A 20,650-nucleotide genomic window follows, 5' to 3' on the forward strand; every position below is an offset into this window, starting at 1 on the left:
TGATCGGGGTCTTTTTTTGTCTGGAAAAATGCGCCGCCTGGGAGATTTTTCGCGAGCAAGCTCGCTCTTACAGGAAACTGCGCGTACCTGTAGGAGCGAGCTTGCTCGCGATAGAACCGACGCGGTCTAGCGCTGCAACACCAGGATTCGCGACAGCAACTCGTCGCGATCGATGTAGCACCCCTGGAAATGCCGCGCGCCGCTGGCGGGGTCGAAGGCGTTGCGCGCGTGCAGGGTGCGGCGGTTGTCGAAGCACCACAGTTCGCCGGGGTTGAGGCGCTGGATCAGGCGAAAGCGCGGCTCGCGGGTCATGGCGATAAAACGTCGATAGGCGCGGTACAGCCGGGGCATGTCGTCCACCGAGGCTTCGAACGGCCCGCGCAGGAAGTTGGCCATGCGGATCTCCGCGACCTCGCCCACGGTATTCAGGGCGATCACTGGCGCCAGGCAGCGGTAGTCGCTATGGCGGTCCTTGTTGCGAAACTCCACGGGGATCTCGCACAGCGCGCGAAACGCCTCGGGGTCTTCGCGGCGCAAGGCGTCGGCGATGGCAAAACCGTCGACAAAAATGCTTTCGCCACCTTCGGCGTCGTTCACCAGGCAATGCAGGAACTGCAGGCCCGGTTGCAACTCGCGGGTCGGCAAGTCGGTGTGCAGCGGCAGGTTGAAGGCGGTGTAGGCGTTGCTGTCGGCGTCGGCCTTGGACTGTACGTTGAACAGCACGCCGAAATTGCTCTCGCGGATAAAGGAAATACGCTTGGCGACCTGGGCCAGCGACCCCGGTGCGGTGGGCGCGCCGCGGACCTGCGTCAGGCCGATATCGCGCACCGCCAGCAGCCATTGCAGCAGCGCCTGCGGGTCCTCCATCAGCGCCTGGTATTCGAATACCGGCAGTTGCAGCCGGCTGTCCCACAGCTGGCTTTGCGGCCGGCGCGCACGGCGCTCGGCGCGGCTTTCATCGTCGTAGGCATGGGCCCGCAGCCAGCCCGGGTCGAAGCGGCTGAGGTGGCCGTCCTGCCAGGCGATGCTCAGGCAGCCCTGGGCGTCGATCCGGCTGGACGCCGGGGCCAGGTCTTCGGCGACGTCGACTATCTCCAGCACCTGCTCGCGAGTCACGCTGTAGACACAGTGCGAGCAGGGGCAGTTGTCGCGCAGCCACTGATGATGAAAGGGGCTCGAGCGACCGTCGGCCCACTGCACCTGAACACGGTCCGCCAGGGCTTGTACGGCGGTCAACGCGCTGATCAACGGGTAACTGCGGAAGTCGGCAAAAGCGGTGGAGGTATTCACGGTGCAGTCCTTTTTTAGGCTCTGTACGAAAAGTGGCTGCGCTCGGTCATGCTGCGTTAAAAACAGGCTCGGAATGCTCATGTAGGCCCCTACACTCCGCTTCCTCGCCTGTTTTTGCCTTGCCTGACCTTCGCTCGCCGACTTTTCGTACAGACCCAGGGGTGGTTATTTTTCCGGCGGCAAGGCAATCACCCGGCCGATCCAGGCAGGGGCGGGCAGGTCGGCCTGCTCGGCGGCGATGGCTCGCAACCTGTTCAGCACCGGCTCGCTGAACGGCGCCGAACGCGGGCCGGCGAGGTCTACGTGGAGCAGCATCTGCTCGTTGCCGGCCAGTTCCAGGTCGCCACCGACCTTGTGCAGGCTGTGGTACAGGTGCAGGCGCTTGCGGTCGTGGCCGATGATTTGGGTGCGCACTTCGACCTCGGTATCGAGCTTCACTTCATGCAGGTAATTGAGGTGCAGCTCCAGGGTGAACAGCGAGTTGCCGCTGGCTTCGCGGTGGTTGCTGTCCATGCCCAGCTGGTCCATCAGGGCGTCGGTGGCGTAGCTGAAAATCAGCAGGTAGAAGGCGTCCCGCAGGTGGCCGTTGTAATCGACCCAGTCGGGGCTGATGCGGGTGGTGTAGGTGGTGAGTGCAGGCATGTCATGGGCTCACGAAAATGGCGGGCTGAACCTGTAGCCGCTGCCGCAGGCTGCGATAAGGCTCGAAGAGCCTTCCGAGGGCCGCATGAGCGCGTCTCCTTCGGAGCCGATCGCAGCCTGCGGCAGCGGCTACAGGGATGGGGGTTATTCGCTGAAGCTCATGCCGTGCTTGGCCTTGGTGGTTTTCACCGCGTCGAGCACGGCGAGCAGGCAGTCATCACGATAGCGCTCCAGCGCCGAAATGCTGTGTGTGCCGAGCTGCTCGGCAGTGCCTTCGACCACGTCGTCGATCAGCTTGTCGGTCAGTTCCGGGGCCGGCAGGTAGGTCCACGGCAGCTGCAGGGCCGGGCCGAACTGGGCCATGAAGTGCCGCATGCCGGCATCGCCCCCGGCCAGGGTGTAGGTCAGGAAGGTACCCATGAACGACCAGCGCAGGCCGGCGCCGAAGCGGATCGCGTCGTCGATTTCGCCGGTGGTGGCGACGCCGTCGTTGACCAGGTGCAGGGCCTCGCGCCACAGCGCCTCCAAAAGACGGTCGGCGATAAAGCCCGGGACTTCCTTGCGCACATGCAGCGGGCGCATGCCGAGGGATTCATAGACCTTGATCGCGGCCTGCACGGCTTCTGGCGCGGTGTTCTTGCCGCCGACCACTTCCACCAGCGGCAGCAGGTACACCGGGTTGAACGGGTGGCCGACCACGCAGCGTTGCGGGTGGGTGGAGCTCTCGTAGAACTCGCTCGGCAGCAGGCCGGAGGTGCTGGAGCCGATCAGCGCATCGGGCTTGGCCGCGGCGCTGATCCTGGCGTGCAGCTCGAGTTTCAGTTCCAGGCGTTCCGGGGCGCTTTCCTGGATGAAGTCGGCGTCTTTCACGCACTCCTCGATGGTCGCAACAAAGCGCAGGCGATCCTGCGACGCGCCCGGTGCCAGGCCCTGTTTCTCCAGGGCGCCCCAGGCATTGGCCACGCGCTTGCGCAGGGCCGCCTCGGCGCCGGGCGCCGGGTCCCAGGCCACCACGTCCAGGCCGTGGGCGAGGGCGCGCGCTACCCAGCCGCTGCCGATGACACCGCTGCCCAGGGCGGCGAAGGTTTTGATCTCGGTGATAAAGCTCATGACAGGTTTCCTGAAAGTCAAAAGTGAACATATCTGTAGCCGCTGCCGAGCAACGCGAGGCTGCGTGCGGCTGCGCAGCAGTCGTAAGGCCGGTCGGCGCGGTGGATCAGGTAACTCGTGGTCGCCCTTGTGGCGGCTGCATTGCAGCCGTGCGCAGCCTCGCGGGCTCGGCAGCGGCTACAGGCAACCGCCTTCGGGATCAGCCGCGCTTGCTCAGGCCCATCTTGGCCCGGCCCTCGGCCGGGGTCAGGACGCGGGCGCCGAGGCGGCTGAGGATCTCGCTGGCGCGTTCCACCAGCTGGCCGTTGGTCGCCAGCACACCCTTGTCCAGCCACAGGTTGTCCTCCAGGCCGACCCGCACGTTGCCGCCCAGCAGCACCGCCTGCGCGGCCATTGGCATCTGCATGCGGCCGATACCGAAGCCGGCCCAGACCGCGCCCGCCGGCAGGTTGTCGACCATGGCCTTCATGGTGGTGGTGTCGGCCGGCGCGCCCCAGGGAATGCCCAGGCACAGCTGGAACAGCGGGTCGTCCAGCAGGCCTTCCTTGATCATCTGCTTGGCGAACCACAGGTGGCCGGTGTCGAAGATTTCCAGCTCGGCCTTCACCCCCAGCTCCTGGATGCGCTTGGCGCCGGCGCGCAGTTGCGCCGGGGTGGACACGTAAATGGTGTCGCCGTCGCCGAAGTTCAGGGTGCCGCAGTCCAGGGTGCAGATCTCCGGCAGCAGCTCCTCGACGTGGGCCAGGCGGGTCAGCGGGCCGACCAGGTCGGTATTGGGGCCAAACTCCATCGGGTTCTCGCCGGCGCCGATCTCCAGGTCGCCGCCCATCCCGGCGGTGAGGTTGACGATGATGTCGACGTCCGCTTCGCGGATGCGCTCCATCACTTCCCGGTACAGCGCGACATCGCGGCTGAACTTGCCGGTTTGCGGGTTGCGCACGTGGCAGTGGACCACGGTGGCGCCGGCCTTGGCCGCTTCCACCGCGGCGGCGGCAATCTGTTTCGGGGTGACCGGCACGTGGGGGCTCTTGGCGGTCGTGTCGCCAGCACCGGTGAGTGCGCAGGTGATGATGACGTCGTGGTTCATGGTGCGGGTTCCTTACAGGCGTGGTGAGTCGCTGCGCAGCGGTTTGGCGCTGCGCAGAGGGAGTTCGGGGTGGTTATTGGCTAGTCAGTTTCAGGTTGCCGGCGGCCGGCTTGCCGTCGAAGGTGGTGACCCCTTCGAGCCAGCGCTGCTTGTCCTGCGGATGGTCGGCCAGCCATTGCCTGGCCGACTCCAGGGCGTCCTTGTGGTCGAGCAGCGGCTGCATCATGCGGCTCTCGTCCTCGGCGCTGAAGGTCAGGTTGCTCAGCAGCCGGCTGACGTTCGGGCACTGTTCGGCATAGGTCGGCGCGGTAACGGTCCACACCGTGGCCATGCCTTCGTTCGGGCCCAGGGCGTCGTCGCTGCCGGTGAGGTAGGTCATCTGCACGTTGACGTTCATCGGGTGCGGCGCCCAGCCGAAGAACACCACGGCTTCCTTGCGTCGTACCGCGCGATCCACCGCCGCGAGCATGCCGGCCTCGCTGGATTCGACCAGCTGGAATTTGCCCAGGCCGAACTGGTTCTTGGTGATCATTGCCTTGATCTGGGTATTGGCGCCCGAGCCGGGCTCGATGCCGTAGATCTTGCCGCCCAGCTCTTTCTCGAACTTGGCGATGTCGGCGAAGGTCTTCAGGCCCTTGTCCGCCAGGTAGGTGGGCACGGCGAGGGTGGCGCGGGCGTCCTTGAGGCTGGGCTCGGCCAGCACCTTGACCTGCTTGGCGTCGACGAACGGGGTGATGGTCTGGGTCATCAGCGGGTTCCAGTAGCCGAGGAACAGGTCCAGGCGCTGGTCGCGGATGCCGGCGAAAATGATCTGCTGCGAGGCGCTGGTCTGCTTGGTCTTGTAGCCGAGGCCGTCGAGCAGTACCTGGGCCATGGCGCTGGTGGCAATCACATCGGTCCAGTTGACCACGCCGAGGCGCACGTTCTGGCAGCTGGCGGCGTCGGCGGCCATCGCGCCGGAGCTGAGAAAGACGGTACCGCTGAGTGCAAGGACGCAACTGCTGATCAGTCGTTTCATGAAGGTTTCCTCGGCAGGTCGTTATTGTCGGTCCCGGCGTCTATGTGCGCCGGTGATGCCACGTTACGCAGCCGGCGGGCGCTGAAAACGCACAGCGGCGACCGGCTCTTGCACTGCAGCGACCTTCGTCTTGAACCCGGCGTGGAAACGGCGTATCACAGTGGCCACGCTGCCCGTCATCCGAGTGCGTTCCATGTCCCAGGATTTCTATTTCTTGCTGATGCCGGGCTTCTCGGCCATCGGGTTCATCTCGGCCATCGAGCCGCTGCGCGTGGCCAATCGCTTTCGCGGCGAGCTGTATCGCTGGCATGTGCTGAGCGCCGATGGCGGCGCGGTATTGGCGAGCAACGGCATGTCGGTCAACGCCGATGCGGCGCTGGAGCCGTTGAAGAAGGGCGCGACCCTGCTGGTGGTGGCCGGCTTCGAGCCACTGAAGTTCGTCACCCCGGCGCTGGTGCACTGGTTGCGACGCCTGGATGTGGAAGGCGTGACCCTGGGCGGCATCGACACTGGCAGCGTGGTCCTGGCCGAAGCCGGGCTGCTCGAAGGCCACCGCGTGACCCTGCACTGGGAAGCGATCGAGGCGTTCAAGGAGTCCTATCCGCAGCTCAGCGTGACCCAGGAGTTGTTCGAGATCGACCGGCGGCGCATCACCTCGGCCGGCGGCACCGCGTCCATCGACATGATGCTCGACCTGATCGGCCAGGCCCACGGCCCGGAGCTGGCGATCCAGGTCAGTGAACAATTCGTGCTCGGGCGCATCCGCCCGCGCAAGGACCACCAGCGCATGGAAGTCGCCACCCGCTACGGTATCCGCAACAAGAAACTGGTGCAGGTGATCGGCGAGATGGAGCAACACAGCGAGCCGCCCCTGAGCACCCTGCAACTGGCCGAGTCGATCAAGGTCACCCGACGCCAGCTCGAACGCTTGTTCCGCCTGCACCTGAACGACACCCCGAGCAACTTCTACCTGGGGCTGCGCCTGGAAAAGGCCCGGCAACTGCTGCGCCAGACCGACATGAGCGTGCTGGAAGTCAGCATCGCCTGCGGCTTCGAGTCACCCTCGTATTTCACCCGCAGCTATCGCGCGCGTTTTGCCCAGTGCCCGCGGGAAGACCGGCGCCAAAGCCTGAAGGCCTGAGCGACCTGATCCTGTAGGAGCGAAGCTTGCTCGCGATGCAGGCAACGCGCAGCGTCAGACAAACCGCCATCGCGGGCAAGCCTCGCTCCTACGCAGGGTTATTTTTTCAGCAGCGCCGCACACGCGGTCTTGTACGCCTCATGCTGATACTTGTTCAGCGTCGCCGGCAGGTCGAAGTTGTGTTTTTTGTTCTGCGCATTGATGGTCTGCGGCGACAGCAGGGTCACCTCGCAGTTGTCCAGCAGCTGGAACACGCCTTCGATCTTGAAGGTGGTCGGGCCGCCGGCGAATTCGCCTTTTTTACTGCGTTTCTTGATGGCGATGCGGCTGATGCCGTTGTCGCGGACGAAGGCGGCGACCTGGGTGGCGAAGGCTTTGACGTTGGCGGCTTCGTCATCGTCGTCCAGGGCGATTTTCTTGCAGGCGTTGGCCAGGTGCTGCGCCGTGCCGTCTTGCAGGGTGGCCAAGGCGAAGATGGCTTCGCTGCCTTTGATTTCGATGCCGCAGATGCTCATGGGAAAACCTTTTCTCGGTGAATGGCGTGCAGCTTACAGTTCCAGCTGGTCGGCGCGAATGCCAAAGGCCGCGGCGATCTTCTCGCGGGTGGCGCGTCGGGGCTTGGCGACGCTTTCCTGCTGGGCGAAGGCCGGCTGGGAAATGCCCAGGCGCCTGGCGACCTCGTCCTGGGTCAGGTGCAGGTGTTCGCGCCAGGCGCGGATTGGCGTGGCGCCGTCAACGATGCGGCTGACCACGTCATGGGGGATCAGGTCCGGCTCCTGCTGTTGCGCCACATAGTGCGCATAAGGGATCACCACGAACGCCGGCTTGCCGTCCGTGCCATTGATGATCTGGATGTCAGTAGGTGCGTTCGTCACGTTTCTTGACCTCTTGAATACTGACCACTCGGATAGCGCCATCCCAGTCGAACAGGATTCGATAGTTGCCCACTCGCAGGCGGTAGGCATAGGTGTGGCCGCTGAGTGCCTTGACGTTGCCGGTATCGGGCATGTCGCCGAGCAAGGTCACCGCATCGCGGATCTGTACCTGATGGGCGCTGTGCAATCGCAGCAGTTGTTTGACGGCCTTACGGGTCCACAGGATGCTGTTCATGAACGAATATAAGCCTTTTATAAGATTAAGCAATCTTTGCTTATATTCGCCTGCGGGCCAAGGCGAGAACCTTGTCCAGGTATTGCTCATGGCTTGTTACAGCTGGGGGGAGGGGAAGGTCAGGGGATTTTCGCGAGCAAGCTCGCTCCTACAGGCGTTGCGCCATACCTGTAGGAGCGAGCTTGCTCGCGATGACGTCATGACGGTTGCCGCAGAGGCATCAGTCGGGTCTATTCCTGCCCGATCGACTCCAGAAACTCCGACCGCTCATCGCTCATGCGCGCCAGGCAATCGGCCTGGGCAATGGCGTAGGCCTTGCTGCCGGGCTTGGCGGGGAAGGTGTCGATGGCGCAGTCGGCGTCGCGCTGTTTCTGCCACAGCTGCTGGGCGTTCTGGACCTTGGCGGTGATGTCGGCCAGATGCGCCTTGTCGCTGCCGTATTGCGTGCCCAGGCGTTCGAGCAGGCCCTGCAGGTTGTCGCTCAGCAGTTGCTCGGCGGTGGTTTTGTTGAAAGTGGCGCATTCCAGAGTCTGTTGGTCCTGTTCGACGCTGTCGCACGGGGAGTTGTCGGCTTCTTCAGCCGCCTGTGCGCCAGTCGCCAGCAGTGCCAAAGCCAGGAAGATCGATTTCATTGCGTCGCAGCCCCCTCTAATCCAGTGATGCGGCGGATTCTGGCCCATGCGCATGACAAAGAACAGATGGGGCAAGGGACGCCCGGCAGACCCTTTGTCGCGGATTGACGCTTTCGGCAATTCCCCTGTCGTTTTTGCACCCGGCTGCCCGGGCACCGAGGCATATGCTGACCCCAAAGCGCCGGCAGACGATTCGGCGCATGAATTGCCAATAAGGGGACTGCCTGATGAGCCCAGCCGAATTGCACGCCGACAGCATCGTTATCGACGGGCTGATCATTGCCAAGTGGAACCGTGAGCTGTTCGAAGACATGCGCAAGGGCGGCCTGACCGCGGCCAACTGCACCGTGTCGGTGTGGGAGGGCTTCCAGGCCACGGTCAACAACATTGCCTCCAGCCAGAAGCTGATCCGCGAGAACAGCGACCTGGTGATGCCGGTGCGCACCACCGCCGACATCCGCAAGGCCAAGGAGCTGGGCAAGACCGGCATCCTTTTCGGCTTCCAGAATGCCCACGCCTACGAGGACCAGATCGGCTACGTCGAGGTGTTCAAGCAGCTGGGCGTGGGTATCGTGCAGATGTGCTACAACACCCAGAACCTGGTGGGTACCGGCTGCTACGAGCGCGACGGCGGCCTGTCGGGCTTCGGTCGCGAGATCGTCGCCGAGATGAACCGCGTCGGCGTCATGTGCGACCTGTCCCACGTCGGCTCCAAGACCAGCGAGGAAGTCATCCTCGAATCGAAGAAACCGGTCTGCTATTCCCACTGCCTGCCGTCGGGCCTCAAGGAGCACCCACGCAACAAGTCCGATGAAGAGTTGAAGTTCATCGCCGACCACGGCGGTTTCGTCGGCGTGACCATGTTCGCGCCGTTCCTGGCCAAGGGCATCGATTCGACCATCGACGACTACGCCGAAGCCATCGAATACACCATGAACATCGTCGGCGAAGACGCCATCGGCATCGGCACCGACTTCACCCAGGGCCATGGCCAGGACTTCTTCGAATACCTGACCCACGACAAGGGCTACGCCCGTCGCCTGACCAACTTCGGCAAGATCATCAACCCGCTGGGCATCCGCACCGTGGGCGAGTTCCCCAACCTCACCGAGACCCTGCTCAAGCGCGGTCACTCCGAGCGTGTGGTGCGCAAGATCATGGGCGAGAACTGGGTCAACGTCCTCAAGGACGTCTGGGGCGAATAACGCCAACCTTCCACTGCACACACCAGTAGCCGCTGCCGAAGGCTGCGATCGGCTCCGAAGGAGACGCGTTCTTGCGGTCCTCGGAAGGCTCTTCGAGCCTTATCGCAGCCTTCGGCAGCGGCTACAGATGCACCAATCCAAAGAATTCTGGAGTTTTTACCCATGGCCAAGATCGCCCCGCAACTGCCCATCGAAGTCGACAGCGAAACCGGTGTCTGGACCTCCGACGCCCTGCCGATGCTGTACGTGCCGCGTCACTTCTTCGTCAACAACCACATGGGCATCGAGGAAGTGCTGGGCGCCGAGGCCTATGCCGAGATCCTCTACAAGGCCGGCTACAAGTCCGCCTGGCACTGGTGCGAAAAAGAAGCCGAATGCCACGGCCTGGAAGGCGTCGCGGTGTTCGAACACTACATGAAGCGCCTGTCGCAGCGCGGCTGGGGCCTGTTCAAGATCCAGGACATCGACCTCGACAAGGGCACCGCCAGCGTCAAGCTCGAACACTCGGCCTTCGTCTATGTGTACGGCAAGGTCGGGCGCAAGGTCGACTACATGTTCACCGGCTGGTTCGCCGGCGCCATGGACCAGATTCTGGCCGCCCGCGGTAGCAAGATCCGCACCGTCGCCGAACAGGTCTACGGCGGTTCCGAAGAAGGCCACGACGATGGCCTGTTCACCGTCAAGCCGTTGTAAGCGGAGTTAAGAAAAATGGCTTTCGAAGCGATGTTCCAGCCGATCCAGATCGGCAAACTGACCATCCGCAACCGGGTGCTCAGCACCGCGCACGCCGAGGTCTACGCCACCGACGGCGGCATGACCACCGACCGCTACGTGAAGTATTACGAAGAGAAAGCCAAGGGCGGTATCGGCCTGGCGATCTGTGGCGGCTCGTCCGTGGTGGCCATCGACAGCCCGCAGGAATGGTGGAGCTCGGTGAACCTGTCCACCGACCGCATCATTCCGCACTTCCAGAACCTGGCCGACGCCATGCACAAGCATGGCGCCAAGATCATGATCCAGATTACCCACATGGGCCGCCGCTCGCGCTGGGACGGTTTCAACTGGCCGACCCTGATGTCGCCGTCGGGCATCCGTGAACCGGTGCATCGCGCCACCTGCAAGACCATCGAGCCGGAAGAGATCTGGCGGGTGATCGGCAACTACGCCCAGGCCGCGCGCCGGGCCAAGGCCGGCGGCCTGGACGGCGTCGAGCTGTCCGCCGTGCACCAGCACATGATCGACCAGTTCTGGAGCCCGCGGGTCAACAAGCGGACCGACGAATGGGGCGGCACTTTCGAAGGCCGGATGAAGTTCGGCCTGGAAGTGCTCAAGGCAGTGCGCGCCGAAGTCGGCGACGATTTCTGCGTGGGCATGCGTATCTGCGGTGACGAGTTCCACCCGGACGGCCTGTCCCACGAGGACATGAAGCAGATCGCCAAGTATTACGACGACACCGGCATGCTCGATTTCATCGGCGTCGTGGGTTCGGGTTGCGACACCCACAACACCCTGGCCAACGTGATTCCGAACATGAGTTATCCACCGGAGCCGTTCCTGCACCTGGCCGCCGGGATCAAGGAAGTGGTCAAGGTTCCGGTGCTGCATGCGCAGAACATCAAGGACCCGAACCAGGCTACCCGTATCCTGGAAGGCGGCTATGTCGACATGGTCGGCATGACCCGCGCGCACATCGCCGACCCGCACCTGATCGCCAAGATCAAGATGGGCCAGATCGACCAGATCAAGCAGTGCGTGGGCGCCAACTACTGCATCGACCGCCAGTACCAGGGCCTGGACGTGCTGTGCATCCAGAACGCCGCGACCTCCCGTGAGTACCTGGGCGTGCCGCACATCATCGAGAAATCCACCGGGCCGAAACGCAAGGTGGTGGTGGTCGGTGCCGGCCCTGCCGGCATGGAATCGGCACGGGTGGCGGCCGAACGGGGCCACGACGTGACCCTGTTCGAGAAGAAAGAAGCGATCGGCGGGCAGATCACCACCGCCGCGAAAGCGCCGCAACGCGACCAGATCGCCGGCATCACCCGCTGGTACCAGCTGGAACTGGCACGGCTGAAGGTCGACCTGCGCCTGGGGACCGCGGCCGATGCCGAGACCATCCTCGACCTGCGTCCGGACATCGTGGTGCTGGCCGTCGGCGGGCATCCGTTCCTCGAGCAGAACGAGCACTGGGGCGCCGCCGAAGGGCTGGTGGTCAGCAGCTGGGACGTGCTCGACGGCAAGGTCGCGCCGGGCAAGAACGTGCTGGTCTACGACACCATTTGCGAGTTCACCGGCATGTCGGTGGCCGACTTCCTCGCCGACAAGGGCAGCCAGGTCGAGATCGTCACCGACGACATCAAGCCGGGCGTGGCCATCGGCGGTACGTCGTTCCCGACCTACTACCGCAGCATGTACCCCAAAGAAGTGATCATGACCGGCGACATGATGCTGGAAAAGGTCTACCGCGAAGGCGACAAGCTGGTGGCGGTGCTGGAGAACGAATACACCGGCGCCAAAGAGGAGCGGGTGGTCGACCAGGTGGTGGTGGAGAACGGCGTGCGGCCTGACGAAGCGATCTACTACGCGCTCAAGGAAGGTTCGCGCAACAAGGGCCAGGTCGACGTCGAAGCGCTGTTCGCGATCAAGCCGCAGCCTTCGTTGAGCCAGGCGGGCGACGGTTATCTGCTGTTCCGCATCGGTGACTGCGTGGCGCAGCGCAACACCCACGCGGCCATCTATGACGCCCTGCGGATCTGCAAGGATTTCTAAGCGCTTGTGGATAACCCTGTAGGAGCGAGGCTTGCCCGCGAAAGCAATGGATCTGCCGACATCCACGGTGAATGTCAGCACGTCTTCGCGGGCAAGCCTCGCTCCTACAGAGGACGAGCAAGTCATCCAGGTAGTTAAGCCCGAGGTCTTTGGGAGCTCCACCATGTTGAACACCCTTCTTCCCATCCTGCTGTTCGCAGCCATCGGCCTGGCTGTCCTGGGCGCGTTGCGGCGGGTGGCCATGTGGCGCCGGGGCCGTGCGTCCAAGGTCGACCTGATCGGCGGCCTGCTGGCCATGCCCAAGCGCTACATGGTCGACCTGCACCATGTGGTGGCGCGGGACAAATACATCGCCAACACCCACGTGGCCACGGCCGGTGGCGCGGTGGCGTCCATCGTGCTGGCGATTCTGGTGCACGGTTTCGGCCTGCATAACCGCATCCTCGGCTACGCCTTGCTGCTGATGTCGGCGGTGATGTTCGTCGGCGCGATCTTCGTTTACCTGCGCCGCCGCAACCCGCCGGCGCGCCTGTCGAAAGGCCCGTGGATGCGCCTGCCGAAAAGCCTGCTGGCGTTCTCGGCATCGTTCTTCCTGGTGACCCTGCCGGTGGCCGGGGTCCTCCCGGAAAACTTCGGTGGCTGGGTACTGGCGGTGATCCTCGGCATCGGTGTGTTGTGGGGCGTGTCCGAGCTGTTCTTCGGCATGACCTGGGGCGGCCCGATGAAGCACGCCTTCGCCGGTGCCCTGCATTTGGCCTGGCACCGCCGCGCCGAGCGCTTTGGCGGCGGCCGTTCCACAGGCCTCAAGCCGCTGGACCTGGAAGACCCGAACGCGCCGCTGGGCGTGGAAAAACCCAAGGATTTCACCTGGAACCAATTGCTGGGCTTCGACGCCTGCGTGCAGTGCGGTAAATGCGAAGCCGCGTGCCCGGCCTTTGCCGCCGGCCAGCCGCTGAACCCGAAAAAGCTGATCCAGGACATGGTGGTTGGCCTGGCGGGCGGTACTGACGCCAAGTTCGCTGGCAGCCCGTATCCGGGTAAACCGATTGGCGAACACAGCGGCAATCCGCACCAGCCGATCGTCAACGGCCTGGTGGACGCCGAGACCCTGTGGTCCTGCACCACTTGCCGCGCTTGCGTCGAGGAATGCCCGATGATGATCGAGCACGTCGATGCCATCGTCGACATGCGTCGTCACCTGACCCTGGAGAAGGGCGCCACCCCGAACAAGGGCGCCGAAGTCCTGGAAAACCTGATCGCCACCGACAACCCGGGCGGTTTTGCCCCGGGCGGGCGGATGAACTGGGCGGCGGACCTCAACCTGGCGCTGCTGGGCGAGAAGAAAACCACCGACGTGCTGTTCTGGGTTGGCGACGGTGCGTTCGACATGCGCAATCAGCGCACCCTGCGCGCCTTCGTCAAAGTGCTGAAAGCGGCCAAGGTCGACTTCGCGGTACTCGGCCTGGAAGAGCGCGACAGCGGCGACGTGGCCCGGCGCCTGGGCGACGAGGCGACCTTCCAGCTGCTGGCCAAGCGCAATATCCAGACCCTGGCCAAGTACAACTTCAAGCGCATCGTCACCTGTGACCCCCACAGTTTCCATGTGCTGAAAAACGAATACGGCGCCCTCGGTGGCGACTACGTGGTGCAGCACCACAGCACCTACATGGCCGAGCTGATTACCGCTGGTGCCCTGAATCTGGGCCAGCACAAAGGCAACAGCGTGACCTATCACGACCCGTGCTACCTGGGCCGCTACAACGGCGAGTACGAGGCGCCGCGGGAAGTGCTGCGGGCGCTGGGGATCGAGGTCAAGGAAATGCAACGTTCCGGTTTCCGCTCGCGCTGCTGCGGCGGTGGCGGCGGCGCGCCGATCACCGACATCCCGGGCAAGCAGCGGATCCCCGACATGCGCATGGACGACATCCGCGAAACCGGCGCCGAGCTGGTGGCCGTGGGTTGTCCACAATGCACCGCGATGCTCGAAGGCGTGGTCGAACCACGACCGCTGATCAAGGACATTGCCGAACTGGTGGCCGATGCCTTGCTGGAAGACGCCGCGCCCGGCAAGCCGGCGACCCCGGCCAAACGTGAACCTGCGGAGGCCCACTGATGAGCGACATTATCCGCCGCGACCCGCGGGCCGAATGGATCGCCCGTAACCGCCTGCACCCGCTGCACGCGGCCATGCAGCCGGCGCAGCACAGCTGGATGGGGCCCAACGGCATCATCCGCAAGAACCCCCACGGGGTCGGTTTCATCGGCCCCAACGGCATCAAGCGCATCGACCGCAGCGGCGCCCAGCAGGGCGGGGCGGTCAAGCGCAGTGCTGCGGTCGAAGTCCAGCTGCCGTTGCATCAGGTGGCGCAGCCGGCGTTCTACATCAGCGTGGTGCCGGACATGGTCGGCGGCCGCCTGAGCAGCCACGACCGCGACCTGCTGGGCCTGGCCCATCAGCTGGCCGGCAAGGACGGCGCGGTGCTGGCGGTGGTGTTCGGCGAGCACAAGGAAAACGCCTTCGCCACGGCCGGCGTCGACCGCCTGCTGGTGCTGGAAGGCAACGAATTCAGCGGTTATGCACCGGAACAACGGGTCCAGGGCCTGCGGGCTGTGGATAACCAGTTCAGCCCGCGTCACTGGTTGCTGCCCGACAGCCGTACCGGTGGCGGCGAACTGGGCCGACGCTTTGCCGCGGCCCTGGGCGAACGCCCGGCCACGCGGGTCTGGCAGGTCAAGGACGAGCAGTGCATCGGCCGTGCCGGTGCCGGCTTGCAGGACCTGGCCCGGCCGCTGGCACGCTTGATCCTGGCCGCCGCCGAATGCGCCGAGCCGGTCAGCGAAACCCGCCACGAAGCCCTGCCGGTGGAGTTATCCACAACGGTGGCGCGCAGCCTGGCGCGGATCGAAGACCTGGGCGCGGTGGCGGTCGACCCAGCGGCGATTCCCATGGCCGAGGCCGAATTCATTTTCTCCGGCGGCAACGGGGTCAAGGACTGGGAGCTTTTCCACAGGACCGCCGCGGCCCTGGGCGCCACCGAAGGCGCGTCGCGGGTGGCGGTGGACGACGGTTTCATGGCCCGCGACCGTCAGGTCGGCGCCTCGGGCACCTGGGTCACCGCCCGGGTGTACGTGGCGGTGGGGATTTCCGGGGCGATCCAGCACCTGCAGGGCATCGGTGCCTGCGACAAGGTGGTGGCGATCAACCTCGATCCGGGCTGCGACATGATCAAACGCGCCGACCTGTCGGTGATTGGCGAAAGCGCCGAGCTTCTTCAAGCCTTGATCGCGGCGGTAGAGGCCTACCGCAACGGCGCCAAGCGCGATGCGGCTTAAGGGAAGGATAGGGTTATGAGTACTAATGTGATCAGCCTGGTGTCCATCGGCGCCCACCCGACTTCCGGTCGCCCACGGCGTGCCGAGCAGGATGCGCGGGCGGTCGAGTTGGGGCTGCAACTGGCCGGGGACAGGCTGCAGGTGCTGCATGCCGGTGATATCGCCGAACCGGCCCTGCGCGCGTACCTGGGCATGGGCCTGGAACAGATGCACGTGCTGGAGCAGTCGGCCGGTGCCGACGCGCTGCCGGCGCTGACCGATTATCTGCGCGATGCCGGGGCGCAAGTGGTGCTCACCGGCAGCCAGGCGGAAACCGGCGAAGGTTCGGGCATGCTGCCGTTCCTGCTGGCGGAAAACCTCGGCTGGCCGCTGGTGGTGGGCCTGGCCCAGGTGGAATCCATCGACAGTGGCGTGGCCCTGGTGCTGCAAGCCCTGCCGCGTGGCCAGCGCCGTCGGCTGAAGGTGCGCCTGCCGTTCCTCGCCACTGTGGATAACGCCGCGCCCAAGCCACGGCAGAGTGCCTACGGCCCGGCCCGACGCGGGGTGCTGCAGGCGCGGCAGGTGGAAGTGCTCGACGATGAGTTGTTCACCAGCGCCACCCTGCAACCGGCCAAACCCCGGCCCAAGCGCCTGAAAGTGATCAAGGCCAAGAGCGGCGCCGACCGCATGAAAGCCGCGACCGCCAAGGCCAGCGGCGGTGGCGGCCAGGTGCTCAAGGGCGTCAGCGCCGAAGCCGGGGCCGAGGCCATCCTCAAGCTGTTGATCGAAGAAGGCGTGGTCCGTTAGGGCCAGGCCTGTCGCTCCACCGTTATCGCGAGCAAGCTTCGCTCCTATAGGGGCGCGGCTTGCTTGTGACTGATTCCCCTCCTGCATCCACGGTTACCCACAATCCCTGTGCGCGCCTCTGTGGATAAGATGTTCGTCCCTCTCTGCAAGCCTCGCCAATCAAGCGCTACAGCGCGTTGTACGAAAAATGATCAAGCTAAGTCGAGGTTTTTCCGAAGGTTTTTCTGTGGATAAGGAATTCCCTCGCTCCTCTGCTGCTGCCGACTTGCCCCCAAAGTCTGTTGGCCTCTTTGTGGATAAGATGTTCGCTGTCCGCTGAGAGCCTTATAAAAAGCGACTTTCAGAGGGTTGATCAAAAAACAGTCAACTCCGGGGTTTTGTCCTGTCGGCGGTACTGAAGCCTCGATATTTCGCGCTATTCGGCGGTTTTCCACAGCCCGATGCCTTTCACTGCGAAGTTGCCCCCAAAGTCTGTTGGCGCTTCTGTGGATAAGGTGTTCGCCTTCGTCTATGACCCTTTAAATACGTGGCTTACAGGCTAATGATCAAAAAACGATCAAAGCTTTATGGAAAAGGCCTTTCTGGATAAGTCACGGATTTTCTTCAGGTTCTGACAATGAATCAGCCGGCTGAAAGCCGAGTTGCCCACATTTGCTGTGGGTGGAGATGTGGATAACTTGTTCGCGGAAGGCTGGGGGCCTTGTCGGCCATGGCCGGGAAGGGGGTAGATCAGATTTTGTACAGCGACTTCGTCCTGGTAGGAGCGAAGCTTGCTCGCGATGAACGATAACCCGGTGTGGCAGATGCACCGGGTCGCGGTCATCGCGAGCAAGGACTCGGGGTCAGCCGTGAACCGGCACGCCCTTGAGGTACGGAGCCGGTTCGGCGCCGAGGTTGCTCAGCATGCGCTCGCTGTACCAGTCCACGAAGTTGACCACGCCGAACTCGTAGGTCTTGGAGTACGGGCCTGGCTGGTAGGCCGTGGAGTTGATGCCACGCTGGTTCTCTTCGGCCAGGCGACGGTCCTGGTCGTTGGTGGCATCCCACACCTGGCGCATGCGCTCGACGTCGTAGTCCACGCCTTCGACCGCGTCCTTGTGCACCAGCCACTTGGTGGTGACCATGGTTTCCTGGGCGCTGATCGGCCACACGGTGAACACGATGATGTGGTCGCCCATGCAGTGGTTCCACGAGTGCGGCAGGTGCAGGATGCGCATCGAGCCCAGGTCCGGGTTCTTGATCCGGCCCATCAGCTTGGCGCAGCCCTGCTTGCCGTCCATGGTCATGGACACGGTGCCCTTGAGCAGCGGCATGCGCACGATGCGGTTACGCAGGCCGAAGCTGGCGTGGGCGTAAGGGATCTTCTCGGCTTCCCAGGCGGTGGCGCAGGCGCTCACGTGGTCCTTGAACGCCTGGTCGGCGCGCGGGTCGGTGACGTCGTCCCACTCCAGCAGGGTCTTCAGCAGTTCCGGGTGTGAACCGCCGCAGTGGTAGCACTCGCGGTTGTTCTCCAGCACCAGCTTCCAGTTGGCCTTTTCCATCAAGGTGGTTTGCACCGCCACCTTGGTGTTCTCCATGTCGTAGGGTTCCATGTAGTGCGTCAGGGTCGCCAGGAAGTCATCGATGGCCGGCGGGTTTTCCGCGAGGCTGATGAAGATGTAGCCACCGGCGGTCTTCACGTTCACCGGCTTGAGGCCGTACTGCTTCATGTCGAAGTCGGCGCCCATCTCGGTGCCGGCGAACAGCAGGCGGCCGTCCAGCTCGTAGGTCCACTGGTGGTAGTGGCAGACCAGCTTGGCGACCTTGCCCTTATCGCTGGTGCACAGGCGCGAACCGCGGTGGCGGCAGACGTTGTGGAAGGCATGGACCACGCCGTCGGCGCCACGGATCACGATGATCGGGTTCTTGCCGACCTGCAGGGTCATGTAGTTGCCCTTGGTCGGGATCTCGCAGGTCATGCCGGCGATCAGCCATTCCTTCTGGAAGATCTCCTGCATGTCGATATCGAACAGGCGCTCGTCGCAATAGAACGGCTGCGGCAGGGAAAAGGTCCGCTCGCGTTCTTGGAGCATTTGTGCGGTGGCCTTGCGTGCGGGTTCCAGCGGATCGCCCAGGCTCAGGGTTGCGGTGACGTCCATCGTTTTGGTCCTCATGGCCATCTGTGTGGCCGGCGAAAGTGACTACGGTTGCTACGCAAGGCTGAAAGAAAATCAGCGGTTATCAGTTGAGGCGAGTGTGGGGCCGGCGCGGTCCAGAACCTTATCCATGGGCGACATGGCCCAATCTGTTCCCGACGCGCAAGCCCCGGTGGTTGGGGGCTGGTCGCGATAAGTATGTGAATGTCGCAGATAGGTAAATGGGTGTTTATGGGCCTGCGCACAATCGCCACCATAAAGGCCGGCAGTCGGCCGTGGAGATCAGCATGTCCAACAACTTCCTGAACCCGGTAACCACCCAGACCTGGGCCAATGGCCGACACATCGTCCGTTGCGTCAAAGTCATCCAGGAAACCTGGGACGTGCGCACCTTCTGTTTCATGGCCGACCAGCCGATCATGTTCTTCTTCAAGCCGGGGCAGTTCGTCACCCTGGAGCTGGAGATCGAAGGCCAGCCGATCATGCGTTCCTACACCATTTCCAGCTCGCCCTCGGTGCCCTACAGCTTCTCGGTGACCATCAAGCGCGTCCCTGGCGGCAAGGTGTCCAACTGGCTGCACGACACCCTGCACGAAGGCCAGGAGCTGGCGGTGCACGGGCCGGTGGGGCTGTTCAACGCCATCGACTTCCCGAGCCCGAAAGTCCTGTACCTCAGCGGCGGCGTCGGCATCACCCCGGTGATGTCCATGGCGCGCTGGTTCTACGACACCAACGGCAATGTCGACATGGTGTTTATCCACAGCGCGCGCTCGCCGAAGGACATCATTTATCACCGCGAGCTGGAGCACATGGCGTCGCGGATCGACAACTTCAGCCTGCACCTGATCTGCGAGAAACATGGCCTGGGCGAGCCCTGGGCCGGTTATCGCGGCTACCTGAACCACAAGATGCTGGAGCTGATGGCGCCGGACTTCCTCGAACGCGAGGTGTTCTGCTGCGGCCCGACCCCTTACATGAACGCGGTCAAGCGCCTGCTCGAGGCCAGTGGCTTCGACATGTCGCGCTACCACGAGGAATCCTTCGGCGCGACGCCACCGGAAGCCCGTGCCGACGCCGTGGAACAGGCCGAACAGGCCGCCGAGGCGCCGGAAATCGACGTCGCCGACCTGCACCAGGTGGAGTTCACCGCTTCCGGCAAGAGCATCCGCGTGGCGCCGGGCGAGACTGTCCATGCCGCCGCGGCCAAGCTTGGCCTGATGATCCCCAAGGCCTGCGGCATGGGCATCTGCGGCACCTGCAAGGTGCTCAAGCTGGGCGGTGAAGTGGAGATGGACCACAACGGTGGCATCACCGAGGAAGACGAAGCCGAAGGCTACATCCTGTCCTGCTGCAGCGTGCCGAAGGGGGATGTGCGGGTCGAGTATTGAGCGAACGTTTCCGGTCCCGGGCGTGGCTTGGGATCGCGTTATCGTTCATCGCGAGCAAGCTCGCTCCTACAGGTTCTGCACCTGACCTGTAGGAGCGAGCTTGCTCGCGATTGGCGCCCTGCGTTTTTTCAATCGATAAACAGATCCGTCATCAGCTCTTCGCTGCTGTCGGGATCGAAGCGGTAATGGGCGAAATCGCTCACCCCCTGTTCGCGCAGTATTTCCTCGTCGATCAGCAAGCGCCCGGTGATGCGGCGCTGGCTGCTGGAAAGGATCGCATAGGCCGCGTCGGCCATGATCGCAGGCGTGCGCGCATGCTTGAACGACTCGCGCGAACCCAGCTGGAACTCGATGGCGGCGGTGGCGATCATGGTCTGCGGCCACAGCGAGTTGACGCTGATGCCGTAGTTCTTGAATTCCTCGCTCATGCCCAGGGTCAGCATGCTCATGCCGTATTTGGTCACGGTGTAGGGGCTGTACTGGGCGAACCATTTGCTCGCCAGGTTCAGCGGCGGCGACAGGTTGAGAATGTGGCCGCCGCTGCTTTTCAGGTAGGGCAGGGCCGCCTGGCTGCACAGCAGCACGGCGCGGGTGTTGATCTGGTGCATCAGGTCGAAGCGCTTGAGCTCGATGTGTTGCACCCCGGTCAGCTTGATTGCCCCCGCATTGTTGACCAGCGCATCGATGCCGCCGAACTGCTCGGCGGCCTTGGCCAGGGCCTGGCGCACCACCTCTTCGTCACGCACGTCCACTTGCAGGGCCAGGGCCTTGCCCCCCAGCGCCTCGACCTCGCGGGCCACGCTGAAGATGGTGCCGGGCAGCTTGGGATGAGGGTCGGCGCTTTTCGCCGCGATCACGATATTGGCCCCGTCCCGCGCCGCCCGCAGGGCGATCTCGCGGCCGATGCCACGACTGGCGCCGGTGATGAACAGGGTCTTGCCTTGTAAGGACATGGAGACGCTCCTGATTATTGTCGTTATCCGAGCGGGTACAGCGGCTCGCCA

Annotated in this window: 19 protein-coding genes; 8 read left to right on the forward strand and 11 right to left on the reverse strand. The window is 63.9% G+C overall.

Annotated elements, in window-relative coordinates:
- Positions 1-126: 126 nt before the first annotated feature.
- From J4D28_RS27910 to choX, 5 genes are all read right to left on the reverse strand, one after another.
- Positions 127-1,290 (reverse strand): gamma-butyrobetaine dioxygenase, encoded by a 1,164-nt coding sequence (locus J4D28_RS27910; protein WP_103331618.1) that lies wholly within the window; start codon positions 1,288-1,290, stop codon positions 127-129.
- A 165-nt stretch (positions 1,291-1,455) separates the two neighbouring features.
- Positions 1,456-1,932 (reverse strand): thioesterase family protein, encoded by a 477-nt coding sequence (locus J4D28_RS27915; RefSeq protein WP_103331619.1) that lies wholly within the window; start codon positions 1,930-1,932, stop codon positions 1,456-1,458.
- A 144-nt stretch (positions 1,933-2,076) separates the two neighbouring features.
- Positions 2,077-3,042, reverse strand: coding sequence for an L-carnitine dehydrogenase (locus J4D28_RS27920; RefSeq protein ID WP_101283797.1), 966 nt, complete (start codon positions 3,040-3,042; stop codon positions 2,077-2,079).
- A 199-nt stretch (positions 3,043-3,241) separates the two neighbouring features.
- Positions 3,242-4,129 carry a 3-keto-5-aminohexanoate cleavage protein gene (locus tag J4D28_RS27925; protein WP_009051243.1) on the reverse strand — a complete coding sequence of 296 codons (888 nt, stop codon included), beginning with the start codon at positions 4,127-4,129 and terminating at the stop codon, positions 3,242-3,244.
- A 73-nt stretch (positions 4,130-4,202) separates the two neighbouring features.
- Positions 4,203-5,147, reverse strand: coding sequence for a choline ABC transporter substrate-binding protein (gene choX / locus J4D28_RS27930; RefSeq protein WP_016704214.1), 945 nt, complete (start codon positions 5,145-5,147; stop codon positions 4,203-4,205).
- 193 nt (positions 5,148-5,340) lie between these two features.
- Here choX and J4D28_RS27935 point away from each other — a divergent pair, with 193 nt between their 5' ends.
- On the forward strand, positions 5,341-6,288 hold the full coding sequence (locus J4D28_RS27935) for a GlxA family transcriptional regulator (RefSeq protein ID WP_016704212.1): 948 nt from the start codon (positions 5,341-5,343) through the stop codon (positions 6,286-6,288).
- A gap of 98 nt (positions 6,289-6,386) precedes the next feature.
- On the opposite strand, the gene J4D28_RS27940 is transcribed toward J4D28_RS27935, so the two are convergent.
- From J4D28_RS27940 to J4D28_RS27955, 4 genes are all read right to left on the reverse strand, one after another.
- On the reverse strand, positions 6,387-6,803 hold the full coding sequence (locus J4D28_RS27940; RefSeq protein WP_009051240.1) for a DUF3010 family protein: 417 nt from the start codon (positions 6,801-6,803) through the stop codon (positions 6,387-6,389).
- A gap of 33 nt (positions 6,804-6,836) precedes the next feature.
- Entirely contained in the window at positions 6,837-7,205 is a 369-nt protein-coding gene (locus J4D28_RS27945; RefSeq protein ID WP_050999738.1) for a helix-turn-helix domain-containing protein, read from the reverse strand.
- Entirely contained in the window at positions 7,144-7,398 is a 255-nt protein-coding gene (locus J4D28_RS27950; RefSeq protein WP_009051238.1) for a type II toxin-antitoxin system RelE/ParE family toxin, read from the reverse strand. The genes J4D28_RS27945 and J4D28_RS27950 overlap by 62 nt, the downstream gene beginning before the upstream one ends.
- Positions 7,399-7,628: 230 nt before the next feature.
- Positions 7,629-8,030 (reverse strand): lysozyme inhibitor LprI family protein, encoded by a 402-nt coding sequence (locus tag J4D28_RS27955; RefSeq protein WP_028684186.1) that lies wholly within the window; start codon positions 8,028-8,030, stop codon positions 7,629-7,631.
- Positions 8,031-8,257: 227 nt separating this feature from the next.
- On the opposite strand from J4D28_RS27955, the gene J4D28_RS27960 reads away from it, so the two are divergent.
- The 6 genes from J4D28_RS27960 to J4D28_RS27985 all read left to right on the forward strand — a co-directional run bounded on the left by J4D28_RS27960 (position 8,258) and on the right by J4D28_RS27985 (position 16,123).
- Positions 8,258-9,235, forward strand: coding sequence for a dipeptidase (locus J4D28_RS27960; RefSeq protein ID WP_007926352.1), 978 nt, complete (start codon positions 8,258-8,260; stop codon positions 9,233-9,235).
- A gap of 162 nt (positions 9,236-9,397) precedes the next feature.
- Positions 9,398-9,928, forward strand: a complete 531-nt coding sequence (locus J4D28_RS27965; RefSeq protein WP_003228980.1) for a DUF5943 domain-containing protein — start codon at positions 9,398-9,400, stop codon at positions 9,926-9,928.
- A 15-nt stretch (positions 9,929-9,943) separates the two neighbouring features.
- Entirely contained in the window at positions 9,944-12,004 is a 2,061-nt protein-coding gene (gene dgcA, locus J4D28_RS27970; RefSeq protein ID WP_009051236.1) for a dimethylglycine demethylation protein DgcA, read from the forward strand.
- A gap of 163 nt (positions 12,005-12,167) precedes the next feature.
- Positions 12,168-14,117 carry a dimethylglycine demethylation protein DgcB gene (gene dgcB, locus J4D28_RS27975; protein WP_009051235.1) on the forward strand — a complete coding sequence of 650 codons (1,950 nt, stop codon included), beginning with the start codon at positions 12,168-12,170 and terminating at the stop codon, positions 14,115-14,117.
- Positions 14,117-15,337 carry an electron transfer flavoprotein subunit alpha/FixB family protein gene (locus J4D28_RS27980; protein WP_009051234.1) on the forward strand — a complete coding sequence of 407 codons (1,221 nt, stop codon included), beginning with the start codon at positions 14,117-14,119 and terminating at the stop codon, positions 15,335-15,337. The genes dgcB and J4D28_RS27980 overlap by 1 nt, the downstream gene beginning before the upstream one ends.
- A 15-nt stretch (positions 15,338-15,352) precedes the next feature.
- Complete coding sequence (locus J4D28_RS27985) at positions 15,353-16,123, forward strand: electron transfer flavoprotein subunit beta (RefSeq protein WP_009051233.1); 771 nt, start codon at positions 15,353-15,355, stop codon at positions 16,121-16,123.
- Positions 16,124-16,965: 842 nt separating this feature from the next.
- On the opposite strand, the gene gbcA is transcribed toward J4D28_RS27985, so the two are convergent.
- Positions 16,966-18,261: a glycine-betaine demethylase subunit GbcA gene (gene gbcA, locus J4D28_RS27990; RefSeq protein WP_009051232.1), complete on the reverse strand. Its 1,296-nt coding sequence runs from the start codon at positions 18,259-18,261 to the stop codon at positions 16,966-16,968.
- A 284-nt stretch (positions 18,262-18,545) separates the two neighbouring features.
- Between gbcA and gbcB the strand changes: the two genes are divergently transcribed.
- Positions 18,546-19,646 carry a glycine-betaine demethylase subunit GbcB gene (gene gbcB / locus J4D28_RS27995; RefSeq protein ID WP_009051230.1) on the forward strand — a complete coding sequence of 367 codons (1,101 nt, stop codon included), beginning with the start codon at positions 18,546-18,548 and terminating at the stop codon, positions 19,644-19,646.
- Between the two features lie 128 nt (positions 19,647-19,774).
- On the opposite strand, the gene J4D28_RS28000 is transcribed toward gbcB, so the two are convergent.
- Entirely contained in the window at positions 19,775-20,599 is an 825-nt protein-coding gene (locus tag J4D28_RS28000) for an NAD(P)-dependent oxidoreductase (protein WP_009051229.1), read from the reverse strand.
- Between the last annotated feature and the right edge of the window lie 51 nt (positions 20,600-20,650).

Origin of the sequence: Pseudomonas sp. GW531-T4, from assembly GCF_017349615.1 — a bacterium.
GTDB classification, from domain to species: domain Bacteria; phylum Pseudomonadota; class Gammaproteobacteria; order Pseudomonadales; family Pseudomonadaceae; genus Aquipseudomonas; species Aquipseudomonas chlororaphis_I.

What these genes read in the sequence shown, in the direction of transcription:
- J4D28_RS27915 (WP_103331619.1), bottom strand. Translation starts at nt 1,932, where the DNA reads ATGCCTGCACTCACCACCTACACCACCCGCATCAGCCCCGACTGGGTC.
- J4D28_RS27920 (WP_101283797.1), bottom strand. Translation starts at nt 3,042, where the DNA reads ATGAGCTTTATCACCGAGATCAAAACCTTCGCCGCCCTGGGCAGCGGT.
- J4D28_RS27925 (WP_009051243.1), bottom strand. Translation starts at nt 4,129, where the DNA reads ATGAACCACGACGTCATCATCACCTGCGCACTCACCGGTGCTGGCGAC.
- choX (WP_016704214.1), bottom strand. Translation starts at nt 5,147, where the DNA reads ATGAAACGACTGATCAGCAGTTGCGTCCTTGCACTCAGCGGTACCGTC.
- J4D28_RS27935 (WP_016704212.1), top strand. Translation starts at nt 5,341, where the DNA reads ATGTCCCAGGATTTCTATTTCTTGCTGATGCCGGGCTTCTCGGCCATC.
- J4D28_RS27940 (WP_009051240.1), bottom strand. Translation starts at nt 6,803, where the DNA reads ATGAGCATCTGCGGCATCGAAATCAAAGGCAGCGAAGCCATCTTCGCC.
- J4D28_RS27945 (WP_050999738.1), bottom strand. Translation starts at nt 7,205, where the DNA reads ATGGCGCTATCCGAGTGGTCAGTATTCAAGAGGTCAAGAAACGTGACG.
- J4D28_RS27950 (WP_009051238.1), bottom strand. Translation starts at nt 7,398, where the DNA reads ATGAACAGCATCCTGTGGACCCGTAAGGCCGTCAAACAACTGCTGCGA.
- J4D28_RS27955 (WP_028684186.1), bottom strand. Translation starts at nt 8,030, where the DNA reads ATGAAATCGATCTTCCTGGCTTTGGCACTGCTGGCGACTGGCGCACAG.
- J4D28_RS27960 (WP_007926352.1), top strand. Translation starts at nt 8,258, where the DNA reads ATGAGCCCAGCCGAATTGCACGCCGACAGCATCGTTATCGACGGGCTG.
- J4D28_RS27965 (WP_003228980.1), top strand. Translation starts at nt 9,398, where the DNA reads ATGGCCAAGATCGCCCCGCAACTGCCCATCGAAGTCGACAGCGAAACC.
- dgcA (WP_009051236.1), top strand. Translation starts at nt 9,944, where the DNA reads ATGGCTTTCGAAGCGATGTTCCAGCCGATCCAGATCGGCAAACTGACC.
- dgcB (WP_009051235.1), top strand. Translation starts at nt 12,168, where the DNA reads ATGTTGAACACCCTTCTTCCCATCCTGCTGTTCGCAGCCATCGGCCTG.
- J4D28_RS27980 (WP_009051234.1), top strand. Translation starts at nt 14,117, where the DNA reads ATGAGCGACATTATCCGCCGCGACCCGCGGGCCGAATGGATCGCCCGT.
- J4D28_RS27985 (WP_009051233.1), top strand. Translation starts at nt 15,353, where the DNA reads ATGAGTACTAATGTGATCAGCCTGGTGTCCATCGGCGCCCACCCGACT.
- gbcA (WP_009051232.1), bottom strand. Translation starts at nt 18,261, where the DNA reads ATGGACGTCACCGCAACCCTGAGCCTGGGCGATCCGCTGGAACCCGCA.
- gbcB (WP_009051230.1), top strand. Translation starts at nt 18,546, where the DNA reads ATGTCCAACAACTTCCTGAACCCGGTAACCACCCAGACCTGGGCCAAT.
- J4D28_RS28000 (WP_009051229.1), bottom strand. Translation starts at nt 20,599, where the DNA reads ATGTCCTTACAAGGCAAGACCCTGTTCATCACCGGCGCCAGTCGTGGC.